This window comes from Pseudomonas gebzensis (genome assembly GCF_034427815.1).
Classification (GTDB): domain Bacteria; phylum Pseudomonadota; class Gammaproteobacteria; order Pseudomonadales; family Pseudomonadaceae; genus Aquipseudomonas.
On the sequence record NZ_JAXQNS010000003.1, the window covers coordinates 392,559 to 415,074 of the forward strand.

General features: G+C 64.2%; 23 protein-coding genes. 8 read left to right on the forward strand and 15 right to left on the reverse strand.

What is annotated here, in order from left to right:
* Window positions 1-184: 184 nt before the first annotated feature.
* Window positions 185-607, forward strand: coding sequence for a homoprotocatechuate degradation operon regulator HpaR (gene hpaR / locus SJI00_RS08765; RefSeq protein ID WP_322461336.1), 423 nt, complete (start codon window positions 185-187; stop codon window positions 605-607).
* Window positions 608-668: 61 nt separating this feature from the next.
* On the opposite strand, the gene SJI00_RS08770 is transcribed toward hpaR (SJI00_RS08765), so the two are convergent.
* Window positions 669-1,262 carry a TetR/AcrR family transcriptional regulator gene (locus tag SJI00_RS08770; protein ID WP_322461337.1) on the reverse strand — a complete coding sequence of 198 codons (594 nt, stop codon included), beginning with the start codon at window positions 1,260-1,262 and terminating at the stop codon, window positions 669-671.
* 252 nt (window positions 1,263-1,514) lie between these two features.
* On the opposite strand from SJI00_RS08770, the gene SJI00_RS08775 reads away from it, so the two are divergent.
* A complete protein-coding gene (locus tag SJI00_RS08775) occupies window positions 1,515-2,684 on the forward strand; it encodes a p-hydroxyphenylacetate 3-hydroxylase oxygenase component (protein WP_322461338.1) in 1,170 nt (389 codons plus the stop codon).
* A 76-nt stretch (window positions 2,685-2,760) separates the two neighbouring features.
* Complete coding sequence (locus SJI00_RS08780) at window positions 2,761-3,702, forward strand: p-hydroxyphenylacetate 3-hydroxylase reductase component (protein ID WP_322461339.1); 942 nt, start codon at window positions 2,761-2,763, stop codon at window positions 3,700-3,702.
* Between the two features lie 65 nt (window positions 3,703-3,767).
* Here the strand turns inward: SJI00_RS08780 and hpaI are convergent, their stop codons facing one another.
* From hpaI to SJI00_RS08820, 8 genes are all read right to left on the reverse strand, one after another.
* Window positions 3,768-4,571 (reverse strand): 4-hydroxy-2-oxoheptanedioate aldolase, encoded by an 804-nt coding sequence (hpaI, locus tag SJI00_RS08785; protein ID WP_322461340.1) that lies wholly within the window; start codon window positions 4,569-4,571, stop codon window positions 3,768-3,770.
* Between the two features lie 10 nt (window positions 4,572-4,581).
* Entirely contained in the window at window positions 4,582-5,385 is an 804-nt protein-coding gene (hpaH, locus tag SJI00_RS08790; RefSeq protein WP_322461341.1) for a 2-oxo-hept-4-ene-1,7-dioate hydratase, read from the reverse strand.
* A 17-nt stretch (window positions 5,386-5,402) separates the two neighbouring features.
* Window positions 5,403-6,710 carry an MFS transporter gene (locus tag SJI00_RS08795; RefSeq protein ID WP_322461342.1) on the reverse strand — a complete coding sequence of 436 codons (1,308 nt, stop codon included), beginning with the start codon at window positions 6,708-6,710 and terminating at the stop codon, window positions 5,403-5,405.
* 48 nt (window positions 6,711-6,758) lie between these two features.
* Window positions 6,759-7,169, reverse strand: a complete 411-nt coding sequence (locus tag SJI00_RS08800; protein ID WP_322461343.1) for a 5-carboxymethyl-2-hydroxymuconate isomerase — start codon at window positions 7,167-7,169, stop codon at window positions 6,759-6,761.
* A 56-nt stretch (window positions 7,170-7,225) separates the two neighbouring features.
* Window positions 7,226-8,149, reverse strand: a complete 924-nt coding sequence (hpaD, locus tag SJI00_RS08805; RefSeq protein WP_322461344.1) for a 3,4-dihydroxyphenylacetate 2,3-dioxygenase — start codon at window positions 8,147-8,149, stop codon at window positions 7,226-7,228.
* Between the two features lie 329 nt (window positions 8,150-8,478).
* Window positions 8,479-9,939, reverse strand: a complete 1,461-nt coding sequence (gene hpaE, locus SJI00_RS08810) for a 5-carboxymethyl-2-hydroxymuconate semialdehyde dehydrogenase (protein ID WP_322461345.1) — start codon at window positions 9,937-9,939, stop codon at window positions 8,479-8,481.
* Between the two features lie 5 nt (window positions 9,940-9,944).
* On the reverse strand, window positions 9,945-10,712 hold the full coding sequence (locus SJI00_RS08815; protein ID WP_322461346.1) for a fumarylacetoacetate hydrolase family protein: 768 nt from the start codon (window positions 10,710-10,712) through the stop codon (window positions 9,945-9,947).
* On the reverse strand, window positions 10,709-11,380 hold the full coding sequence (locus SJI00_RS08820; RefSeq protein WP_322461347.1) for a fumarylacetoacetate hydrolase family protein: 672 nt from the start codon (window positions 11,378-11,380) through the stop codon (window positions 10,709-10,711). The genes SJI00_RS08815 and SJI00_RS08820 overlap by 4 nt, the downstream gene beginning before the upstream one ends.
* A 170-nt stretch (window positions 11,381-11,550) precedes the next feature.
* On the opposite strand from SJI00_RS08820, the gene hpaA reads away from it, so the two are divergent.
* Window positions 11,551-12,456 carry a 4-hydroxyphenylacetate catabolism regulatory protein HpaA gene (gene hpaA / locus SJI00_RS08825; RefSeq protein ID WP_322461348.1) on the forward strand — a complete coding sequence of 302 codons (906 nt, stop codon included), beginning with the start codon at window positions 11,551-11,553 and terminating at the stop codon, window positions 12,454-12,456.
* A gap of 193 nt (window positions 12,457-12,649) precedes the next feature.
* The gene (gene hpaR / locus SJI00_RS08830; RefSeq protein WP_322461349.1) at window positions 12,650-13,072 is read left to right on the forward strand and encodes a homoprotocatechuate degradation operon regulator HpaR; all 423 of its coding nucleotides are present in this window, start codon (window positions 12,650-12,652) and stop codon (window positions 13,070-13,072) included.
* A gap of 264 nt (window positions 13,073-13,336) precedes the next feature.
* Here the strand turns inward: hpaR (SJI00_RS08830) and SJI00_RS08835 are convergent, their stop codons facing one another.
* The 4 genes from SJI00_RS08835 to SJI00_RS08850 all read right to left on the reverse strand — a co-directional run bounded on the left by SJI00_RS08835 (window position 13,337) and on the right by SJI00_RS08850 (window position 16,828).
* Complete coding sequence (locus SJI00_RS08835) at window positions 13,337-14,692, reverse strand: J domain-containing protein (protein WP_322461350.1); 1,356 nt, start codon at window positions 14,690-14,692, stop codon at window positions 13,337-13,339.
* An 18-nt stretch (window positions 14,693-14,710) separates the two neighbouring features.
* The gene (locus SJI00_RS08840) at window positions 14,711-14,980 is read right to left on the reverse strand and encodes a hypothetical protein (RefSeq protein WP_322461351.1); all 270 of its coding nucleotides are present in this window, start codon (window positions 14,978-14,980) and stop codon (window positions 14,711-14,713) included.
* Between the two features lie 293 nt (window positions 14,981-15,273).
* Window positions 15,274-15,831, reverse strand: coding sequence for a hypothetical protein (locus tag SJI00_RS08845; RefSeq protein ID WP_322461352.1), 558 nt, complete (start codon window positions 15,829-15,831; stop codon window positions 15,274-15,276).
* Window positions 15,832-15,961: 130 nt separating this feature from the next.
* Window positions 15,962-16,828 (reverse strand): LysR family transcriptional regulator, encoded by an 867-nt coding sequence (locus SJI00_RS08850; RefSeq protein ID WP_322461353.1) that lies wholly within the window; start codon window positions 16,826-16,828, stop codon window positions 15,962-15,964.
* A gap of 89 nt (window positions 16,829-16,917) precedes the next feature.
* Between SJI00_RS08850 and SJI00_RS08855 the strand changes: the two genes are divergently transcribed.
* Window positions 16,918-17,376, forward strand: coding sequence for a PACE efflux transporter (locus tag SJI00_RS08855; RefSeq protein ID WP_322461354.1), 459 nt, complete (start codon window positions 16,918-16,920; stop codon window positions 17,374-17,376).
* A gap of 247 nt (window positions 17,377-17,623) precedes the next feature.
* Here the strand turns inward: SJI00_RS08855 and SJI00_RS08860 are convergent, their stop codons facing one another.
* Complete coding sequence (locus SJI00_RS08860; protein WP_322461355.1) at window positions 17,624-19,207, reverse strand: rhodanese homology domain-containing protein; 1,584 nt, start codon at window positions 19,205-19,207, stop codon at window positions 17,624-17,626.
* On the reverse strand, window positions 19,204-19,812 hold the full coding sequence (locus SJI00_RS08865) for a cysteine dioxygenase family protein (RefSeq protein ID WP_322461356.1): 609 nt from the start codon (window positions 19,810-19,812) through the stop codon (window positions 19,204-19,206). Before SJI00_RS08865 ends, SJI00_RS08860 begins: the two co-directional genes overlap by 4 nt.
* Before the next feature lie 295 nt (window positions 19,813-20,107).
* Between SJI00_RS08865 and SJI00_RS08870 the strand changes: the two genes are divergently transcribed.
* Both SJI00_RS08870 and SJI00_RS08875 read left to right on the forward strand, forming a co-directional pair.
* Window positions 20,108-21,061, forward strand: a complete 954-nt coding sequence (locus SJI00_RS08870; RefSeq protein WP_322461357.1) for an ABC transporter substrate-binding protein — start codon at window positions 20,108-20,110, stop codon at window positions 21,059-21,061.
* 29 nt (window positions 21,062-21,090) lie between these two features.
* On the forward strand, window positions 21,091-22,425 hold the full coding sequence (locus tag SJI00_RS08875; RefSeq protein ID WP_322461358.1) for an LLM class flavin-dependent oxidoreductase: 1,335 nt from the start codon (window positions 21,091-21,093) through the stop codon (window positions 22,423-22,425).
* Window positions 22,426-22,516: the final 91 nt, after the last annotated feature.

Sequence of the window (22,516 nt, forward strand, 5' to 3'; positions counted from 1 at the left end):
AGGGCGCGCACGCTACACGGCCCAGCTGCCGGCAGGCCGCCGCAAAGGACGCCTGAGCCTGGGCAAGCAGCGCCACTGTCGGACACTCCGTGGCGAGTCAGCGCCGACTCATTGGTTAATGTATTAATGAGCGCGGGCTGGCATACTCCTCCGCCCGTTTTCATCCACGATGTTCCAGGACCGCATGACCACACCCAGACCCTCCCTGACGCTGACCTTGCTTCAGGCCCGCGAAGCCACCATGGCCTTTTTCCGTCCGGCGCTGAACGCCCACGACCTGACCGAGCAACAGTGGCGGGTGATTCGCATCCTGCGTCAGCAAGGTGAGCTGGAAAGCCACCGGCTTGCGGAACTGGCGTGCATTCTCAAGCCCAGCATGAGCGGCGTACTCAAGCGCCTGGAGCGCGATGGCATCGTTGCGCGGCGAAAATCCGCGGAAGATCAGCGCCGCGTGTTCATCAACCTCACGGTCAAGGGCCAGCAGGTGTTCCTGGCCATGAGCGAGGAGATGGGCCGTAATTACGCCAGTATCCAGCAGCAGTTCGGTGAAGAAAAACTGCAGCACCTGATGCAACTGCTCGATGAAATGAAAAAGGTCAAACCCTGAGGCGCCTTGGCCGCTGCACGAACGGCCCCCAAGCCTGGCCAGGCTGTGCTGAAAACAGCCCCTAGCGGTTCAGCGACAGGGAATCATCGAGGATCTTCAGCAGCGATGCCGCGCGCCGGGCATACACGGTGAGGTCGGCGTACATCAGCTCGACGTGCAGGCTGTCGATGATCCCCAGGTACGCATCGGCGTACACCTCCACCCGCGCTGCATCGCGCTGCGCCCACTCGAAGCGGCTGCGCAGCGATTGGCAGAAGCCGTCTCGGATGCCGTCCAGGTAGCGCTCGAAGCTGGTCGTGACCGAACGCTTGACGTCGGTCGGCGGCAGGAACGCCGTGCGCAGGATCAGGCGCAGGTTGTCCGAGGCCTCATAGCGCTCGGGCAGGGTCAGTACCAGCCCATGGCCGGGTGCGAGCGTGGCGGTGGCCTCCTGGCGAAAAGCCGCGTCGACAACGCTGGCCTCTGCTGCCAGCGCGCGCTCGAAGGCGGCGACGAACAAGGCGTCCTTGTTGACGAAGTGCGCGTACAGCGACGCCTTGCGCATACCCGCCAGCTGGGCAATCTCATTGAGTGAGGACGCGTCGTAGCCATAAACAGCGAAATGGCCGATGGCCGCCTCGCACACCCGTGCCGCCGATGGGGAAAGCGCTTTCAATGCAGTGACTCCGTCAAGGGCGCGGGCGGGCCGCGCGCGGTTCGGCAGCGATTGTGGTGGTCACTGCGGCAGGGGTCAATCACTTGCGTCAGGCCCGTGCGGCGAAGCCATGGAAAGTACAATGTTCCCCTTGTAACGTGCATTTCTCGGTCCCGTCTGCCGCCACATACTGAACGCGTCATCGAGACCCACCGGCTGCCGGTCGCGATGTCCCGGCGCCCTATGGGTCATCCAATAATAAAGAGACCGTTCATGAAAAAGCCCAATCCCTTGCTGGAAGACCTCAAGGCCGTTCTGCCGACGATCGCCGCCAACGCCTTCACCGCCGAGCAGGAACGCAGCGTGCCGGCAGACAACATCGCGCTGCTGAAAAGCATCGGCCTGCACCGCGCGTTTCTGCCCAAGCCTTACGGTGGCCTGGAAATGTCCCTGCCGCAGTTCGCCGAATGCATTGCGCTGCTGGCCGGTGCCTGCGCCAGCACCGCCTGGGCCATGAGCCTGCTGTGCACGCACAGCCATCAGATGGCCATGTTCCCGGCCAAACTGCAGCACGATGTCTGGGGCAATGACCCGGATGCCACCGCCAGCAGCAGCATCGCGCCGTTTGGCCGCACCGTGGAAACCGAAGGCGGGGTGACCTTCAGCGGCGAGATGGGCTGGAGCTCGGGCTGCGACCACGCCGAGTGGGCCATTCTCGGCTTCCGCCGCCCCAACGCCGAAGGCAGCCAGGACTACTGCTTCGCCGTGCTGCCACGCAGCGACTACGAGATCCGTGACGACTGGTATGCCGTAGGCATGCGCGGCAGTGGCAGCAAGACCCTGATCGTGCGCGACGCGTTCGTGCCCGAACACCGCATCCAGAAAGCCAAGGACATGATGGAAGGCACCTCGGCAGGTTATGGCCTCTACCCCGACAGCGAGATCTTCTACTCGCCATACCGCCCGTACTTCGCCAGCGGTTTCTCCACCGTCAGCCTGGGCATTGCCGAGCGCATGCTCGAAGCGTTCCGCGAGAAGACCCGCAACCGCGTGCGTGCCTACACCGGCGCCGCCGTGGGCGCCGCCACTCCGGCGCTGATGCGCCTGGCCGAGTCCACTCACCAAGTGGCCGCCGCCCGCGCACTGCTGGAAAAGAGCTGGAACGAAATCGCCGACTACAGCGAGCGCCACCACTACCCGTCGCGCGGCACCCTGGCGTTCTGGCGTACCAACCAGGGCTATGCGGTGAAAATGTGCATCCAGGCCGTCGACCGTCTGATGGAAGCTGCCGGCGGCGGCGCCTGGTTCGAGTCCAATGAAATGCAGCGGCTACTGCGCGACTCGCACATGACCGGTGCGCATGCCTACACCGACTACGACGTCTGCGCGCAGATCCTCGGCCGTGAGCTGATGGGCCTGGAGCCGGATCCGTCGATGGTCTGAGCCGCCAGTCGCCCCATTCCCCGCACAAACACAATAACGAACACGGCAGGCCGCCCGGCCTGCTTGGGAGTCTTGCATGTCCGATTCAACCCCAACCGCTGATTTCGACACCCGCGCGTTCCGCCGTGCGCTGGGCAATTTCGCCACGGGCGTGACCGTGGTCACCGCTGCCGGCCCCAGCGGGCGCAAGGTGGGCGTGACCGCCAACAGCTTCAATTCGGTGTCGCTGGACCCGGCGCTGATCCTCTGGAGCATCGACAAACGCTCCACCAGCCATGAAGTGTTCGAGCAAGCCTCGCATTTTGCCGTGAACATCCTGGCCGCTGACCAGATCGACCTGTCGAACAACTTCGCCCGCCCCAAGGAAGACCGTTTCGCAGGGATCGACGTTGAAGAAGGCGCGGGCGGTGCACCGTTGTTCCTCGACTGCGCGGCGCGGTTCCAGTGCGAGAAATACCAGCAGCTCGATGGCGGTGACCATTGGATTCTGGTCGGCAAGGTCGTGGCCTTCGATGATTTCGGCCGCTCGCCGCTGCTGTACCACCAGGGTGCGTACTCCATGGTCCTGCCACATACCCGCATGACCCAGCCGGCCGAGGGCCAGGCGCCGAGCAGCCACTTCCAGGGCCGCCTGCAGCACAACCTCTACTACCTCATGACTCAGGCGCTGCGTGCCTACCAGGCCGACTACCAGCCGCGCCAGCTGTGCACCGGCCTGCGCACCAGCGAAGCACGCATGCTGATGGTGCTGGAAAACGACGCCGGTTTGAGCCTGAACCAGCTGCAGCGCGAAGTGGCGATGCCCGCGCTTGAAATCGAGGAAGCCGTCGCCAACCTCAAGCGCAAAGGGCTGATCGCCGATGACGACGGCCGCGTGCGCCTGTCCGTCAAAGGCGTGGATCAAACCGAAGCGCTCTGGACCATCGCCCGCGAGCAGCAAGACACCGTGTTCGGGCAGTTCAGCGGCGAGCAACTGGAGACATTCAAGACCGTGCTCAAGGCGTTGATCAAGGTCTGACCGTCAGCCAGACCTGAAAACGGCGCCCATGAGGCGCCGTTTTCAGGTCCAGCGTTGCAGCAGAATCAGTAGACGCTACCGCCCGCTGTACTGACCGCAGGCGTGCCCTTGAACGCGCCCGCCAGGTCGCTGAGGCCACGCATCAGCACGCTGGTGTCGACGCCCACCGCCACAAAGGCTGCGCCCAGTTCGATGTAGCGGCGCGCCAGTTTCTGATTCGCGCTGAGAATCCCTGCCGCTTTGCCCGCCGCCACGATCCGTACGATGGCGTCTTCAATGGCCGCCTGCACCTGCGGATGGCCAGGGTCGCCCCGGTGGCCCATGGCAGCGCTGAGGTCGGCCGGGCCGATGAACACGCCATCGACGCCCTCGACCGCCAGAATCGCATCCAGGTTGGCGAGGCCTTGCTTGTTCTCGATCTGCACCAGCAGGCACATCTGCGCGTCCGCGTGGTCCAGGTAGCCGGGGATGCTGTTCCAGCGCGACGCACGCGCCAGGGCGCTGCCCACACCGCGCACGCCGGTCGGCGGGTAGTGCACCGCTTTGACCATCTGCTGCGCCTGCTCGGCGCTTTCCACCATCGGCACCAGCAGGGTCTGCGCGCCGATGTCGAGCACCTGCTTGATCAGCGCCGTGTCACCGATCACCGGGCGAATCACTGCCTGGCTGGCGTAGGGCGCCACCGCCTGCAACTGCGCGAGCATGCCGCGCAGGTCGTTCGGGGCGTGCTCGCCGTCGATCAGCAGCCAGTCGAAGCCGGCATTGGCGGCCAGTTCGGCGCAGTAGGCGTCGGCCAGGCCTAGCCACAAGCCGATCTGCGCCTCACCGCTGCGCAGGCGCTGTTTGAAAAGGTTGATGGGCATGTCCATGGTCAGCTCCTCAAACGAAACGGCAAGCGATCGAGCCGAGCATGTCGTAGTCGACATGGAACGTGTCGCCCGGGCGCGCGGCCACTGGGCGGGTGAACGAGCCGCCGAGAATGATCTGCCCAGGTTGCAGTGTCACGTCATAGGCTGCCAGCTTGTTGGCCAGCCAGGCCACGCCCTTGGCCGGGTGGTTGAGCACTGCGGCGCTGACCCCGGACTCTTCGATCACGCCGTTGCGGTACAGCACCGCCGGCACCTTGCGCAGGTCGATCTCGGTGGGGCGCACCGCGCGCCCGCCCATTACCACACCGGCGTTGGCGGCGTTGTCGGAGATGGTGTCGAACACTTTGCGCGTCACTTGGGTGTGCGGGTCGACCTGCTGGATACGTGCATCGATGATTTCCAGGGCCGGGATCACCCATTCGGTGGCGTCCAGCACGTCGAATACCGTGACGTTCGGGCCTTTGAGCGGCTTGCCCAGAATGAACGCCAGCTCTACCTCGACCCGCGGCACGATGAAACGATCGAACGGAATATCAGTGCCTTCGTCGAACAGCATGTCGTCGAGCAGGGCGCCGTAGTCGGGCTCGGTGATGTTCGACGACACCTGCATGGCACGCGAAGTCAGGCCGATTTTATGGCCGACCAGCTTGCGCCCGCCGGCGATCTTCTTGGCCACCCAGGCGCGTTGAATGGCGTAGGCGTCTTCGAGGGTTATGCTCGGGTGGTCGAGGGAGAACTGGCGCATTTGCTCGCGGGAGCGTTCAGCGTTGTCCAGGCGCTCGGCGGCCTGTTGGATGAGCGTGTTATCAAGCATGGTCAAGGTCTCTGTGTTCAAGGATTGACGAGGGCGGCCCGGGTGCGCAGCACCAGCAGCCCGCCGAGGGCGATGAAGACGGCGAGGGCGTAGAGCGCAAGGCTGGCGCTGTGGGTGGTGTCGCGCACCCAACCGATGAAATAGGGCGCTGCGAACGAGGCGATGCTGCCCAGTGAGCTGATCAAGGCGATGCCCGCCGCCTGGGTGCGCGTGTTCAGAAACGCTGGCGGCAACTGCCAGAACATCGGCAGCGCGGCGCTGGCGCCCATGCCGGCGAGCACCAGCCCGGCCAGCACGGGCCAGGCTTGCTCGGGCGCAAGGCCTGCGATGGCGATGCCGCTGGCAGCCATCAGCAGCGGTACGCACAGGTGCCAGCGGCGCTCGCGCTGGCGGTCGCTGGAGCGCCCGCAGGCGAGCATGAACGCGCAACCCGCCAGGTACGGCACGGCGCTGAGCAAGCCGACGTTGGCATCGCTGCCAATGCCGGCGGTGTGGATCAAGCTGGGCATCCAGAAGGCCAGCGTATTCACCGCCAGCATCACCGCGCAGTACACCGCCACCAGCAGCCAGATGGCCGGGCTGGCGACGATGCCGCGCAGCGAGGTGACGGTCTTGCGCTGTTCCTCGGTGCCGAACTGGGCGTGCAGGGCGGCTTTTTGCTGATCACTCAACCAGCGCACCTGCTCGAAGCGCTCCGGCAACACGGCCAGCACCACCAGGCCAAGCACCACCACGGGCGCGCCTTCGAGCAGAAACATCCACTGCCAGCCGCGCAGCCCGCCGGCGTCGTGCAGGAACGCCAGAATCGCGCCTGACACCGGCCCGCCGACCACGCCGGCCAGCGGCACGGCAATGGCGAACAGCGCAGTGACCTGCGCCCGGCGGCCGGCCGGGTACCAGCGGTTCAAGTACACCAGGATGCCGGGGAAGAAGCCGGCTTCAGCCGCGCCCAGGGCAAAGCGCAGCAGGTAGAACGCCTGGCTGGTTTCGATCAGCAGCATGCTGGTCGACAGCAACCCCCACACCACCATCAGGCAGGCGATCCAGCGCCGCGGCCCGACGCGATCGAGCATCAGGTTGCTGGGCACGCCGAACAGCGCATACGCGATGAAAAACAGGCCGGCGCCCAGGCCATACACCGTGTCAGACAGGTGCAGGTCCTGGCTCATCTGCATCTTGGCAAAACCAATGTTGATGCGGTCGAGGTGGGCGAACAGGTAGCAGACCAGCAGCAGCGGCATCAGCCGCCAGGTCACCGTGCGGTGCGTGCTGGCAGCAAGTTCGGCGTGGCTTGGAGGCCGCGAAGCAGCATCGAGTGTGTTCATGATGTTCGTACTTATTCTTATAGGGCGAGGCGGGCGGTGTTGCCGTGCTTACACCGGACGGTTGAACAGCGGATGCAGCGTGCTGTGCTTGGCGTCGTACACCTGCTGGGCGCTCTCGTCGATCTGCAGGGTGATGCCGATCGGGCGCTGTTGCAGCAGCGGGTCAAGGCGCTGCTTGAGCACTTGCAGCAGGTTGTCGCCGACGGTTTGGTGCACGCTGGGGCTGCGGCCGCTGCCCATGCGCAGGTTGGCGTAGAGGAAGCCGTAGTCACCTTTGCCGTCAGCCACCGCGCAGTGCGCAGCCGGGTAGGCCAGCACGCGGGTGCCGCCGGTGGGGAACACCGCGTTGCCAGCCTCGTCGCGTTGTTCAAGCATGCAGTCGGCCAGGGCGCGGCACAGGCCCGGAACATCAGCCTCGGTTTCCAGGTCAGGGGTGTAGAGCAGAACCAGGTGTGGCATGGAGGACCTCCGTGGGGCGAGGGCGCCAGGCCGCCAGACGCGGCCCGGCCTGGATATCAGAGGCGGCTGGTGGACGCCACGCCGGCCAGGTTGGTGGCCTGAGCGGGCGGAATCGCCGAGCCGTCCTGGGCGGTGACCGGGAAGATCGCGTTGATCTGGCCGGTGCCGGAGGAGCCGAAATAGGGCGTCACCACCTCGGCCTTGCCGTCGTAGTGCGACCAGCCCAGTACGCCGAGCAGCATCGCAGTGTCGTGCATGAAGCCCTCGCCATGACCTTTGGCAGCGTACTCAGGCAGCATCCCGCAGAATTCGGCCCACTCGGCGTTTTCCCACATTTTCACCACGCGGTGGTCGAGTGTTTCCAGAAACGGGCTCCAGACCTTGGTGGCAAAGTCCGGCGCTTGGCCGTTCTGGGCGAAACGGTGTGACAGCGAGCCGCTGGCCAGGAACGCCACGGTGCCGTCGTAGTGGTCTTCCACGGCCTTGCGCATGGCCCAGCCGAGGCGGGCGCTGTCGGCCAGGTAGTGCGAGGTGCACAGCGCCGAGACCGAAATCACCTTGAAATGCTGGTCTTGGTTCATGTAGCGCATGGGCACCAGGGTGCCGTATTCCGGGCCGAGGGTGGTGGCATGGTGGGCCATGGTCTCGACACCGAACTGATTGCAGGTCTCGGCCAGCAGCAGGCCAAGCTCGGTGTTGCCGGGGAAGGCGTATGGCATGTTGCTGATGAAGTGCGGCAGTTCGTTGCTGGTGTACACGCCTTCGAAATGCGGGCCACACAGCACGTGGTAATTGGCGTTGACTAGCCAGTGGGTGTCGAACACCACAATGGTGTCGACGCCCAGCTCGCGGCAGCGACGGCTGATCTCGTAATGCCCGTCGATGGCCGCCTGGCGAAAGCCGTGGCGCGGGCCAGGCAGTTCGGACAGGTACATCGACGGTACATGGGTGATCTTGGCAGCCAGAGCGACGTTGCCCATGGGAATCTCCGGTTAGAGGATGTTGTTCTAAAAGCTGTTGAAGTGCCTGTGCCCGCCGGCGGTCCAGCGGTTCGGTCCAGCCGCGCAGGGCGGCGGAGCGGTCCTGATGCAAGCAACGTGTCGTGCCCGGTTGAGCGCGATGGGGGCTGTTGGGGCTGCTTCGCACCCCATCGCGACTGAACTCGCTCCTGCAAGATTGCGTGTAGCCTTCTGATTGGAAAGCGACCTGTTGGAGCGGCTTCAGTCGCGGTGGACGGCGCAGCCCCCTGGGTAGCTGCAGCGCTTGCTGCTCCACAGCGCGCGATTCGCCATCCCAGGGCGATGCTGCTTTACACCCCCCAGCGTGGGATGGGGTGGCTGCCCATGGAAATGCACACGTTCTTGATCTCGGCGAACACCTCGAAGCTGTACTGACCGCCTTCGCGGCCGGTGCCCGAACCTTTCACGCCGCCGAACGGCTGGCGCAGGTCGCGGACGTTCTGGCTGTTGATGAAGACCATGCCAGCCTCGATGCCACGCGCCAGGCGATGGGCCTTGCCGATGTCCTGAGTCCAGATGTAGGAAGCCAGGCCATATTCGGTGTCGTTGGCCAGTTGCAGCGCCTCGGCTTCGTCCTTGAACGGGATCAGGCACACCACCGGGCCGAAGATTTCTTCCTGGGCGATGCGCATCGTGTTGTTCACGTCGGCGAACACCGTGGGCTGGATGAACTGACCTTTGGCCAGGTGCGCCGGCAGGCCCGCTGGGCGCTCCAGGCCACCGGCCACCAGGCGTGCGCCTTCTTCCATGCCGATCTTGATGTAACCGGTGACCTTGTCGTAATGCGCCTGGGTGATCATCGAGCCGACCTGGGTCTTCGGATCGGTCGGGTCACCGACGATCAGGCGCTTGGCCCGTGCCGCGAACTCGGCAACGAACTGCGGGTACACGCTTTCCTGAATGAACACACGGCTGCCGGCGGTGCAGCGCTCGCCGTTCAACGAGAAAATGGTGAACAGCGCGGCGTCTAGGGCGCGATCCAGGTCGGCGTCTTCGAAGATCAACACCGGAGACTTGCCGCCCAGCTCCATCGAGTATTTCTTCAGGCCAGCGGTCTGCATGATCTTGCGACCGGTGGCGGTGCCGCCGGTGAAGGAAATCGCGCGCACATCCGGATGGCGCACCAGTGCGTCGCCGGCGGTCGCGCCATAGCCCTGGACCACGTTCAGCACCCCGTTGGGAATGCCGGCTTCGACCGCCAGGCGGCCCAGCTCGTTGGCGGTCAAGGGCGACAGCTCGCTCATCTTCAACACCGCGGTGTTGCCCAGCGCCAGACACGGCGCGGTTTTCCAGGTGGCGGTCATGAACGGCACGTTCCATGGCGACACCAGGCCACACACGCCGACCGGCCGGTACAGGGTGTAGTTGAGCATCTGGTCATCGACCGGGTAGCTGTGGCCGTCCATGCGCGTGCAGACTTCGGCGAAGAAGTCGAAGTTGTGCGAAGCACGCGGAATCAGCACGTTCTTGGTCTGGTGGATCGGCAGGCCGGTGTCGAGGGTTTCCAGCTCGGCCAGGTTCGGCACGTTCTGCTCGATCAGCTCACCGAGCTTGCGCATCAGGCGCGCACGCTCTTTGGCCGGGGTGTTGGCCCACTTCGGGAAGGCGTCCTTGGCGGCCGCCACGGCCTGGGCAACTTCTTCGGCACCGCCGCTGGCGACTTCACCGATGGCCTCGCCAGTGGCGGGGTTGTAGTTGATGAAAGTGTCTTTGCTCTCGACCTCACGGCCGTTGATCCAGTGCTTGATCATGCTGCCTACGCCTTGTCGTTCTTGAAGAAGTCAGCTTCGCTGACGATGCAGTTGACCAGCCGGCCCACGCCCTCGACTTCCACCACCACTTCATCGCCCGGGACCACGTCAGCCAGGCCCTCAGGGGTGCCGGTGGCGATCATGTCGCCCGGTTGCAGGGTCATGAAGCTGGAGAAGTATTCGATCAGGTGTGGAATGTCGAAGATCATGTCTGCGGTGGTGCCTTGCTGTTTCAGCTCACCGTTGATCCAGGTGCGCAGGGTCAGGTTGCTGACATCCGGCACGTCGCTGGCATCGACGATCCACGGGCCGACCGGGGTGGTGGCGTCGCGGTTCTTCACCCGCAGGTTGGGGCGGTAGTAGTTTTCCAGGTAGTCGCGGATGGCGTAGTCGTTGCACACGGTGTAGCCGGCCACGTAATCCAGCGCGTCCTCGCGCTTGACGTTTTTCGCCGGTTTGCCGATCACCGCCACCAGCTCGCAATCGTAGTGCATGTAGGCGATGCCATCCGGGCGCCAGCTGGTTTGCTTGTGCCCGGTGTAGGTGCCCGGCGACTTGATGAACGCCAGGGGCTCGGTGGGCGGGGCGAAGGCCAGTTCGCGGGCGTGGTCGGCGTAGTTCAAACCGAGGGCGAACATGCTGCCGGTGGCCGGTGGCAGCCACTCGACCTGATCCTCGGCCAGCAGGCGGCCGTCGGCCAGGCGCACGGCGTCGTCGGCTTCGACGGTGACCGCGTGAATGACGCCTTCATGGCGAATGCGTGCGTGTTTCATGCCTGTTCCTCCGTCTCGGCAACGATGCTGTTGGCCAGGCGGCCCAACCCGGTGATTTCGACCTCGACGTGGTCGCCTGGCTTGACGTCGACCCGGCCTTCCGGGGTGCCGGTGATCAGCACGTCGCCTGCGTGCAGGGTCATGAACTCGCTCAGTTCAGCGATCAACTGGGGAATGCTGCGCACCAGGTTGGCCGTGGTGTTTTCTTGCACGACGGCGCCGTTGACGTAGAGCTTCAAGGTCAGCTGGTGGGGGTCGGCAATCGCCGCCACGGGCACCAGATCGGGGCCGATGGTGCAGAAGCCGTCACGGCACTTGGCCTTGACTGCCGGGCGGTAGTAGCTGTCTTCCGGCAAGCTGAATTCGTTGACGATGGTGTAGCCGGCCACGTGGGCCAGGGCCTCTTGAGCACTGACGCGGGTCGCATCCTTGCCGATCACCACGCCCAGTGCCGGGCCCGGTTGCAGGCGCTCGCCACGGGGTTGAACAACCTGGCCACCGTGGGCGTTGCGGGTGTTGGGGGTCTTGATGAACAGCACCGGCTTGATCGGCGCCTGCTTATAGGGCGGCTGCTCGAATTCGGCCAGACGCTGCTGCAGCAGACCGTTGTAGTTCAGCGCGACGCCGAACACGGTGCCGTGGGCAGCGTCATGCAACGCATGGCTCATGGTTTTCTCCTGATAGGGCGGGTGAAGCTCGGTCGATCCGCCTGATTCGTTAATGTGTTAATGTTATAGTTAATATGTTAACGATGGTCAAGGCTTGCTGTGTACTGCCCCTGTTGTGGGCGCTTCAGCGGCATGGCACATTGGCTCACGCACCTGGTGGACATGCCGCAATGAGCAACCGCACTCCCATTCCCAACATCAACATCGGCCAGGTCTACGACCAGCGCTACAGCGACAGCGAGGTGCACTACGACCGGCTCGGCAACCTGGCTGGTTTTTTCGGTCGCAACATGCCGGTGCACCGCCATGACCGTTTCTTCCAGATGCATTACGTCAAGTCCGGCACGGTGCGGGTGTACCTGGACGACCAGCAGTTCATCGAATCGGGGCCGATGTTCTTCCTGACGCCGCCGACCGTGACCCACTCGTTCGTGACCGAGCCGCAGAGCGACGGCCATGTGCTGACCGTGCGTCAGCACCTGGTGTGGCAGTTGATCGAATCGGACCCCAGCCTGGTGCCGGCCGGCCTGCAAGTGCACCCGGCCTGCGTGGTGCTGGCCAAGCTGCCTGCGGCCGATCAGGCCGAGGGTGTGCGGCTGGAGCGGTGGCTGGAGGCGCTCAGCGAGGAATTTGCCAGCCCGGCACCGGGGCGCGATGCGGCGCTGCAGTCGCTGACCCGACTGATCATGATCAGCCTGCTGCGCCTGAGCCCGAACTCGCGAGAGGCCACACCGGCCCGGCATGAAGACTTGAAGATCTTCCACCGCTTCAATGCCCTGATCGAGGATCACTACCTTGAGCACTGGCCGCTGGCGCATTACGCCGCGCAAATAGGTGTGACCGAGGCGCGGCTCAACGACATCTGTCGACGCATTGCCGATTTGCCCTCCAAACGCCTGGTGCTGGAGCGGCTGATGCAGGAGGCCAAACGCCTGCTGCTGTTCTCGGCCAGCTCGGTGAACGAAATCTGCTACCAGCTCGGGTTCAAGGACCCGGCCTATTTCAGTCGCTTCTTCAATCGTTATGCAGGGCTGACCCCAGGCGACTATCGGCAGCGACAGTCGGCGTTGCAGTGAGTGGGGCACGGAGCGTACCTGCGAGCGTTGTTGCGAGCGTTGTCATTATTTGCCAATGATGCTCGCAGCTTGGCGGCGTCCCTTGAATGGGTTTTCCGTGGAACAGATTGCACTTTCCATGGGCTGGAGCGGTTGTCGGCAGCGACTGACCCCCCTAATCTGAGTGGCTCGGACTCAACTGCAGGCTTTCCCCATGACCCAGACCCACCCCTCGCTCACCCTGAGCCTGTTGCAGGCCCGTGAGGCGGCAATGGCCTTTTTCAGACCGCTGCTCAATGAACACGGCCTGACCGAGCAGCAATGGCGGGTGGTTCGCATCCTGCATCAGCAAGGGGAGCTGGAAAGCCACCAGTTGGCGCACCTGGCCTGCATCCTCAAACCGAGCATGACTGGGGTGCTTGCGCGGCTGGAGCGCGATGGCCTGGTGAGCCGACGTAAGGGGGTCGAGGATCAGCGGCGGATGTTCGTCACCCTGACTGACGCCGGCCAGGCGTGCTTCGACGCCATGCGCGGTGGCATGGAGGCCAACTATGCCAAGATCCAGGCGCAGTTCGGGGCCGACAAGCTTGAGCAACTCCTGGCCCTGTTGAATGCGCTCAAGCGGGTCGAGCCATGAGCGGCGATGCTGGAGGAGGAGTGCGCTGCTTGGGCCAGGGAGTGCGGCCCGGGTACTGAATCCGGATCAAACCCGTGCAATGGAGCCCGTACACTACGCTCAGTGCAGGTTGCCAGGACCTGCCAGGGTCTGCGCTGGCAGGCCGGCCCTCAAAGCGCCGCGTCTGCATTAACCGCTACAGCGCCAAGCTGCGCTCGCGGTGCACAAAGCGCTGGGTCACCGTCATCACTGTGCGGGTCGTCATGGCTGGCCGTATCGCCCCGTTCAGAACTGGTCTTCCGAAAGCGCCTTGCTCGCCGTATTGCCGCTGGCAACTTTGTACAGCGTCACGGTGACCAGGCTGTATTCGGTTCCGCGGGAGGTGGTGGTCTGGTGCAGCTGTATAGGCCCTGCACGCGACAACTCGCCGGTATCCAGGGCGCGATAGCGGATGTCATAAGCGCCCGGCACGAGCTTTTTGATCACGAACTGACCATAGGCCGGGACGAACACTTGCCTGACCGGTGTGGCAGCGGCCCCTTGCAGGGCGACCACTTTCAGGAACACGTCGGCGCTGTTCTTGGAATTGTCGATGGTGACTTCCGACAGGCCTGTATTGAACGACTGCGCTACACCGGCCAAATAGCCGGCAGTGGTCGGCCACGGCCGCCCGTTCGGTGCAGTCTCAGGCCGGACATACGCAGCCTTGGGGGTTGCGGCGGGCCAGTGCATTGCAAACGGCGGTGCCGAGGAGGGCACCAGGATCTGCGGCGCGGTGTCATGCCAGAACGCGGTGTTGACCACCGCCGTCCCGATGCCTGTCAACAGGGCCACCAAGGCGCCGGCCTGCACGAAGAAGCGTTTATGAAACAGGCTCCAGCTGTTTTTCAGTTGTTTGGGTTGGCTCTTCTGGCCCAGCTCGCGCATGAACACTTGCAGATTGCCGATCAGGGTGGCTTTCTCGAGCCGCGTGGTGTCGCGGCGGCTGAGCGGGCTGGGAATCTTGTTGGCGAACTCGAGCGCACGCAGGGCCAGCGACTGAGCCAGGTCCGGCCGGCCGGTGGCGTAGAAGTAGGCTGCCTGATGCGCCAGCATCCGCGCATTTTCCAGCGGCGGCTGGGTGCCACCCAACAGGTTGATCACCAGCGCCTGCACGGTGTAGATCGGGCCCCAAGGCACACTCCACCAGCCCAGCAGCCAGGTGCTCGCCGACGCTTTTAGCGCCTGCTTCTGCGCGCAGTCGCTGCAGTACACACCCGTGATGGTGCGGCGGTAGCTGACCAGCACCAGGCTCTTTACCGCACGAAATATCACTACCCTCGGTTGCGCTGACACTTTGGCGCAGCCCATGCACGTGACGGGTGCGGGGAACGAGGTGGTGGCGGCGTCAGGCGCCGCGTCAGGGGCGGCTTTGTAGTGCGTGGCCCTGTCGTATTCAGCGCGCCGTGCCGGGGTGGAGAGCACCGAGTACGCTTCGTTCAAGCGTTGAAACTCAGGCGTGGTGTCTCGGCCGGGGTTGCGATCCGGGTGCAGGTCCATGGCACGACGACGGTAAGCGGCTTTGACCTGCGCATCAGTGGCGGCCGCCGTCAGGCCGAGGGTGGCATACAGGTCATGGCGGTCGGCTTTGTCGCGGGGCATGAAACGGTCCTGGGCACGCTAGCGGGGCAATAGGCGGTTGGGCACGTCGAGAGGTTTGTTACAGGCCTTGGCAGGGACCGTGGTGAACGCACTGGCGTGGGCGCTAGGCCGTTTGAATGTACACACGTCGTCAAGGCTCAGTACGAAAAACCTCGACATGCGGCCAGACGGCGTTGAAAACAAGTGGAACGCCTGGTCGGCGGCGCCTTTGGCGAGGCGCTTCCAGCGAAACGGCTCCAGCGAGGTGCTCCCGGCGCAGTGCTCACGTCCTTCATGACGGTCGAGCATGCGGCTGATCCTCAGCGAGACGCCCCGCCTGTTTTCCCTTGCCTGAGCTTCGTCTCAAGACGTTCCATACAGACTCTAGACATACGCATCGGCGGTCCTGCCTGAAACTTGAAAGGGCCAGGCAGATTTTTGCGCATGCCTCGAGCGTTGTCGCGGTACTGACGATCAGCGGTGCTGGGTCAGCGGTTCTCCGACTCGCATGAGTGCTGAGAAGGTTCATTCATACAGAGCCTGGCTTGCGCACCCAGCGTTCGGCCAGATGCAGACAGCCCCCAAGATATGTCTTCACCTCATTACGTTGAACACTGAGCGCTCTGCAGGAAGCTTCTCAGCGCGGCCTGGTAGAGCGTCAATGGCTGATTGTTCGCACTGAACAACGCAAAGGGAATCAACGTGAGATGGGCGTATGACGTGGAGCTCAGTGAATAGGTCGTTTGTCGGCAAACGCCGTGCGCCTTGTTCAAGACGAAATGGAACGTGTAAAGGCCTGGGCGGGTGCACCAGGTGGGAATCAAGCCAAGACTCAAGCCCGTCAGGTAATCTTGCCCGCAAGCGCCGCCCGATGATGCCTGCGTGATTTTTATCGCCAAGGTAGGCAGGGGCGCTGTTGCCGATGTTGGGCCGACAGCGTGCGCCTCTGGGATGATTTCCACCGTCGCGGCGTATGCGTCCTTTTCGAAGCGACTGTTTTTCCAGGGTGAGTCCACTGCGTACGTGAAGCTGGCGATCTGTTCTTTGCCTGCAGCCCCGACGGGTTCGCTGATGGGCGGTTCGGAGGAATAGGACGCGCAGCCAGCACACACGGTCGCGATCGCACCCGCAAAGAGTCCCTTGGTTATCCAGCGGTACATGTTCTGCCTTCCTGATGATCGATGAGTTGGCGTGCCTGCCAATGGGTCGCTGCATAAAACACCCCGCAGGGTCCTGTCGTGCCGATGATTTCGCATCAGCGTGCACGAGTAGATGGTGCTCCAAGCCGCGTCAGTCAGGCCCCGGCTCCTCCAGCAACTGCTGGACCAGCCACTGCCCAGCGGGGCCCGGCGGCGTGTGGCGCGACCAGACGATGTCGACATCCACGCGGCGCGGGTAGCCCGCAATCTTAAGCTCGACCAAACCTTTCCCGAACTTTTCAACCATTGCCCTGGGCAATTCAGCCCAGCCAAAGCCGCGACTGGCGAACTCGATGAGGTTCAAGTAATCGGGCGCCGACCAGGCCTGGCCGTTGCTTCGCTTGATGCTGGGCGCATAGGTCTTGATATACAACTGCCGTTCAGTTTCCAGTTGGCCTGCGTGCACCTTGGCACAGGTCGCGAGTGCGTGGTCGGCGCCGACGTAGACGCCAAACTCGGATTGCCTGGGTAGCCTGGCCACCACGATATCGGCCGGATACACCGGTTGCGCGGCGAGAATGCCGATATTGGCCTGGCCTGTCTGGACAAACTGTATGACGTCGGCATCCTCCGAAGGGCCGCACCGCAGTTCGGTAAACGGGAAACTGCCCTCGAATCGGGCGATCATCTCACCATGGAACGACACGCTGTACATGTCGGTCATCACCACGGTGACCAGTGGCTCGGTCGCAGAGGACAACCGGACCGCCAAGGCGTCGAGCTTGTCACTGGCGGTCAGGATGGCCTGAACGTAACCCAGAACGAGCTGACCGGCATCGTTGAGTACCGGTTGCCTGCCGCTGCGATCGAAAAGCTCGCAGCCGATGTCGGCCTCCAGGTTGGCAATCGAAATGCTGATGGTCGACTGACTTTTCTTCAGCTTGCGTGCCGCCGCCGAAAATGAGCCTTGCGCAGCGGACTCGACGAAAGCGACCAGGGATTCGGGTGAGTACTTCATCTATTGATAAAACCGATAGGAGCTATGTTTCAATCATCTGTTCTATCAACGAGCATGTACAGCCTGTCAGTCCAATACGGTGTGCTCACATGAATGCAACATCCACCAGTGTACGCGTGCGCGTTGCGCATACGGTTGGCTATGAAGCCTTTGCAGTGTTGTTGCTGGCGCCGGTGATGGCGTGGGTCATGGACAAACCCATCGCCACTGCAGGTGCCGTTACCGTGACCCTGTCGTGCATGGCCATGGCCTGGAACGTTGTCTACAACGTGATGGTTGATCGATATGTGGGCGCCGACCGTTCGCAATGGAAGTTCGGCGCGTTTGCCTTGCACGGTATCGGTTTCGAGGTCGGCATCATCATGCTGTGTCTGCCGGTCGTGGCCTGGATGCTGAGCATCAGCCTGCTGCAGGCCTTTGTGATGGAAATCGGCTTTTTTGTGCTGATTCTGCCGTACACCATGATCTACAACTGGGCGTTCTATAAGGTCAAAGCGCGTCTCGAGCAGCGCGGGCGCTTGGCGACGAAGCCGCACGTGGACACGTGAGGGTTTCCAGCGTTTTGCTCAGTAGCACCCGCTCATCGTGGTCACGGTGGTCTGCGCCAGCACCTGCCGTTGGCTGCGCAACAAGCCCTGCAGGGCGCGTTGGCGTGGTCGTCAACCGGCCGCGCCCATCACAGCGGTTCAGGGCTTGGCGCGGCATGGCGGGATCGCTGCCTGGGTGCAGGAACGTCCGCTTCGCACGCACGCTCCTGCACCCAGCGGCCTCGACCCCGAAACCAGAGGTCCCCCTTCACGCCACGGCAAACCCATGCGTGCCATCGCGCGCCAACTGCGCGACCAAGCCGAATTCCCACTCCAGATACCCCTGCATCGCCTCGCGCGGGTTGTCCGTGCCTTCATAAGGGCGCCGGTAGCGATCGCTGCGCGGCACAGCCAGACGACGCTCGCCGTGCTCCAGCGGCAGACCCGCGTCGATCCAGCGGGCGGTGCCGCCTTCAAGCACGTACACCGGCGTAGGGGTCAGCGCCTGCAGGTCGTGGGCGGCGAAGCGGGCCAGCAGGCTGCTGCCGCAGGTCAGCACATAGCGCTCGGCGTGGGGCAGACGCTCCAGCGCGGCGGGCAACTGGGCGCGGATGGCCCAGTGGGCGCCGGGCAGGTGGCGTTTGACGTAATTGGCGCTGGTGGTGAAGTCCAGCACCACGGTGCCGTCTTCGCGCAGCCAGGTGGCCAGTTGCTCAACGCTGATCTCGGTCACTGCAGGCACCTCGGGCAGGGGGGGCTGCCAGTCGCCTTGCTCGACGAAGTCGGTGGCGACCAGTGCGTCGACTACCGCCACCTGCCAGCCCATTTGCGCCAGCCAGGAGGCGCTCATGTTGGCGCGCACCCCGTCGTCGTCCACCAGCACCAGGCGCGCGCCGCGCACGCTGGCGAAATGGTCGGTTTCCTGCACCAGTTGCCCGCCCGGGGTGGAGCGGCTGCCGGGCAGGTGGCCGGCGCTGTACTCCTCGGGCGTGCGCACATCGAACAGGTAAGTCGTGCGCGCCGTATCGGCTTGCCACTCGGCCAGCCCATGACGGGTAATGCGCTGCACCCCGGCGCGCGCGGCGACGGCGCGGGCCTTGTGCGCGGCTGCGCTGCGAGTGCTGTCGCTGACAGCGCTGAACTGGCGCGCCTGGCCGTGGGCCAACGCCTGGCCGGCCAGGGTCCAGCCGATCGTGCCGTTGCGCAGCGCGGCCACCGGATTGGCAATGCCGGCGTTGATCAACGACTGGGCGCCGATGATGCTGCGCGTGCGGCCGGCGCAATTGACGATCACCTGGGTCGCCGGGTCTGGCGCCAGCTCGGCGACCCGCAGCACCAGTTCGGCGCCCGGCACGCTGACACCGCCGGGAATGCCCATGGTCTGGTATTCGTCGAAACGGCGGGCGTCGAGCACCACGACATCGGCTTGCTCGTCGAGCAATGCCTTGACCTGCTCGGCGCTTAAAGACGGGGTGTGGCGCACGCTCTCGACCAGTTCGCCGAAGGCTTTGCTCGGCACGTTGACGTCACGGAACAGCTCGCCACCTGCCGCGCGCCACCCGGCCAGGCCCCCTTCGAGCACGGCCACATCGCGATAACCCAGGGCCAGCAAGCGCTGCGCACCGATCGCTGCAAGGCCTTCGCCGTCGTCATACACGGTGATGGCGGTGTCGCGCCGTGGCACGCGGGCGAAGATCTCGATCTCCAGTTTCGACAGCGCAACGTTCGCCGCGAACAACGGATGCGCTTGGGCAAACGGATCCTCTTCGCGCAAGTCGATCAAGGCCAGCTCTTCCCTGGCCAGCAGCGCACGGCGAATATCGACATAGCGGCGGGTGGTGAGGTTGCTCATGGGGTCGGGTTCTCTTTGGACAGGTCCCAGAGGTTGGGCAGGTGGGTGTTGGAGTAACCGGAAATGAACGGTTTTTCGCGGCCGTCTTCGGCATAGACGGCGCGTTTGACCGCGCCGATGTTGCCGCCATAGACATGGATGCTGATCGAGACCTGATCCTGCAGCGCATTGCTGACCTGGTGGATGTCTCCCACCCGTGGCGAAACGGCCTCGACCTGGCCGGGGGCCAGCCGCACCGGGGCGTGCTGCGGCACGAGTCTTCCCTGGCCATCGCGCACGAAAGCCTGCGAAAGCTCGGCGCCGCGCAGCATGCCGATCAGCCCCCAGACCCGGTGGTCGTGAATCGGGGTCTGCTGCCCAGGGCCCCAGACAAAGCTCACCACCGAAAAGCGCTGGCGCGAGTCGCAGTGCAGCAGGTACTGCTGATAGCGCTCGGGGTCAGGCTGGGCAAGCTCGTCCGGTAGCCAGTCGTCGTGGGCCACCAGCTGGGCCAACAGGCGCTGGCCCTGATCGATGAGGGCGGCTTCGCCCGGCTGTTCATCGATTACAGCGGCCAGGCGCTCGATGAACTGGCGCAAGCGGTGGGGTTGCGGAAACGGGGTCATGGGCAGGGCTCGGTAGGCGGCGTTGCAGGCACCCTAACAAACCCGGGGTCATTCCATAAATGCAAAATAGTCATAAGCTAATATGCGTAAGACGTATTTACTAAGGCGCTGGACCTGCCAGCCTTGGCCCAAGCAAAAAGCGCATTAGGTTATGCCCAACGCGCATTTCACAGCGCCCATGACATGAATTAGTTTATAAAAAAGCTTCATTCAATGCCTTACGGCTATATACCTTTCCAGACGAGACCGCACGGGCGGATCGCCTCATCCGCCTTTGGGCGATCAGGAGACCCACGTGCGCTATTTCACTTATCTGGCCGCCACCGTGCTAGCCACCACCTTCAGCCTTGCCGCCGCCGCGCAAACCCTGGTAGTTGGAGATCAGAGCTACAACGCCCGCGCTGTCATGGAAGCCGCAGGCGTGCTCAAGGACCTGCCTTACACCCTTGAGTGGAAGCAGTTCACCGCAGGCTCACCGGTGGCCGAAGCGCTCAACGTCGGCAGCCTCGATGTCGGGCTGCTAGGCGATGCTCCGCCGCTGTTTCTCGGCGCCTTGGGCGCACCGATCAAGGTGATCGCGGTGAGCCGGCAGAACCTCGAAGGGGTGGCCATCCTCGCGCGCAAGGATTCGCCGATCCACAGCCTCGAAGACCTGCGCGGCAAACGTGCGGCCATCTGGAAGGGCTCGTGGAGCCAGCAGTTGCTGTTCAGTGCGCTCGACAAAGCCGGCGTGCCCCGCGATGCCCTCGAGCTGCGCTACCTCAGTGCGCTGGACGCCTCGCATGCCCTGGAAGGCGGTTCGGTGGACGTGATTGCCACCTGGGAGCCCTACGTCACCCAGCAGGAACGCCAAGGCGCCCGGGTGCTGGCAACCGCCGAAGGGGTGATTCCCGCGCAAAGCTTCGTGGTGGCCAACAGCAAGTCGGTGGAAGAAAAGCGCGCGCAGATCGCCGATTTTCTCCAGCGCCTGAAAACCGCCCGAGACTGGACTCTTAGTGATCCGGCCAACACCGAAGCCTATGCCGATGCCTGGTCCGAGCGCACCCGCGCCGACCGCGACATCGCCCGCGCCTGGTTCGCCAGGGCACGCACCGACCTGGCGCCGCTGACCCCGCAGGTGGTGGTCGACGCGCAGAAAACCGTCGACTTCTTCGCCGGGCTCGGGCTGATCAAGGCCTACTCGGCGCAAACCCTGTTCGATACCTCGTTTGGCTCGGCCTTCAGCCCGGCCAGCGTCAGCCAGCGCTGAAGGCTTCACCACGCTCTCAAGGACTGTTCATGCCTAAACGTCAAATCAAACTCGGCGCCCTGACCATGGGCTGTGGTGGCCCAGGCCGGCACAACCTCTGGCTCGACCCCGAGCTGCCGGCCGATGCCAGCGTCAATGTCGACTGGTACATCGACATCGCCCGGCAAGCCGAAGCTGCGCTGTTCGACCTGCTGTTCATCGTCGACAGCCAGTTCATCACACCGGGTTCGCCGTCGCATTACCTCAATCGGCTGGAGCCTTTGACGCTGCTTTCGGCCCTGGCCGTCAGCACGCGGCACATCGGCCTGGTCGGTACGCTGACCACCTCCTACAACGCGCCGTTCAACGTCGCCCGCCGGCTCGCCTCGCTCGACCTGATCAGCAAGGGCCGCGCGGGCTGGAACGTGGTCACCAGCGGCGACGCCGGCACCGCCGGCAACTACGGCCTCGACGAGCACTATGATTACGACACCCGCTACGCCCGTGCGCAGGAACATGTGCAGGTGGTGCAGGGCCTGTGGCGCTCGTATGAAGAAGACGCCTTCCCCCGCGACCGCGCCAGCGGCCGCTTCCTCGATCCTGCCAAGCTGCACGCGCTCAACCACAAGGGCGAGCATTTCTCGGTGGTCGGCCCGCTCAACCTGCAGCGCTCGGCGCAGGGCCAGCCGGTGATCTTCCAGGCCGGCGATTCCGAGCAAGGCCGCGACCTTGGCGCTGCCACGGCGGATGTGGTGTTCACCCATGCCGCCAGCATCGAGCAAGGCCAGGCGTTCTATCGAGACATCAAGGCCCGCGCCGCCCGCCTGGGCCGCGACCCCGAGCAGCTGCTGGTGTTACCTGGGGCGGAAATCTACGTGGGCGATAACGATGCGCACGCCCGCGAAATCGAGCGTCACTACCACCAGGCCGATCACAGTTTCGAGCTGGCGCTCAAGGAGTTCGGGCGTAACTTCGGTTGGCACGATTTCAGCCAGTACGACCTGGATGCGCCGTTCCCGCAGCAAAGCCTGGAGTTCGCCCGCAGCAGTTTCTTCACCAACGCCAAGCGCATTGCCGATCAGGCACGGGACAAAGGCTTCAGCCTGCGCCAGGCCGTGGAGTTCGGCCGCCAGTTGCGCCCCGGCGCGTTCGTGGGATCTGCCGAAACGGTGGCGGCGAAGATGACCGAGTGGTTCGAGGCGCGCGCGCTGGACGGCTTCAACATCTACATTGGCCACCCGGCGCAGTTCCGGCGCTTCACCGAGCACGTGGTGCCGCTGTTGCAGGCGCGCGGGGTGTACCGCACCGCCTATGAGGGCTCGACCTTGCGCGAGAGCCTGGGGCTGCAGATTCCGCGCTTTCAGCGCCAGGCCCGTTCGCTGTAGTGACCCGTGACGGGTGCTGCGCCCGGCACGCGGGCCGGGCGCGGTGCCCGCTCGGGTCGGTGCATTGTCGCCGCGCTGTGTCTGCCACGCC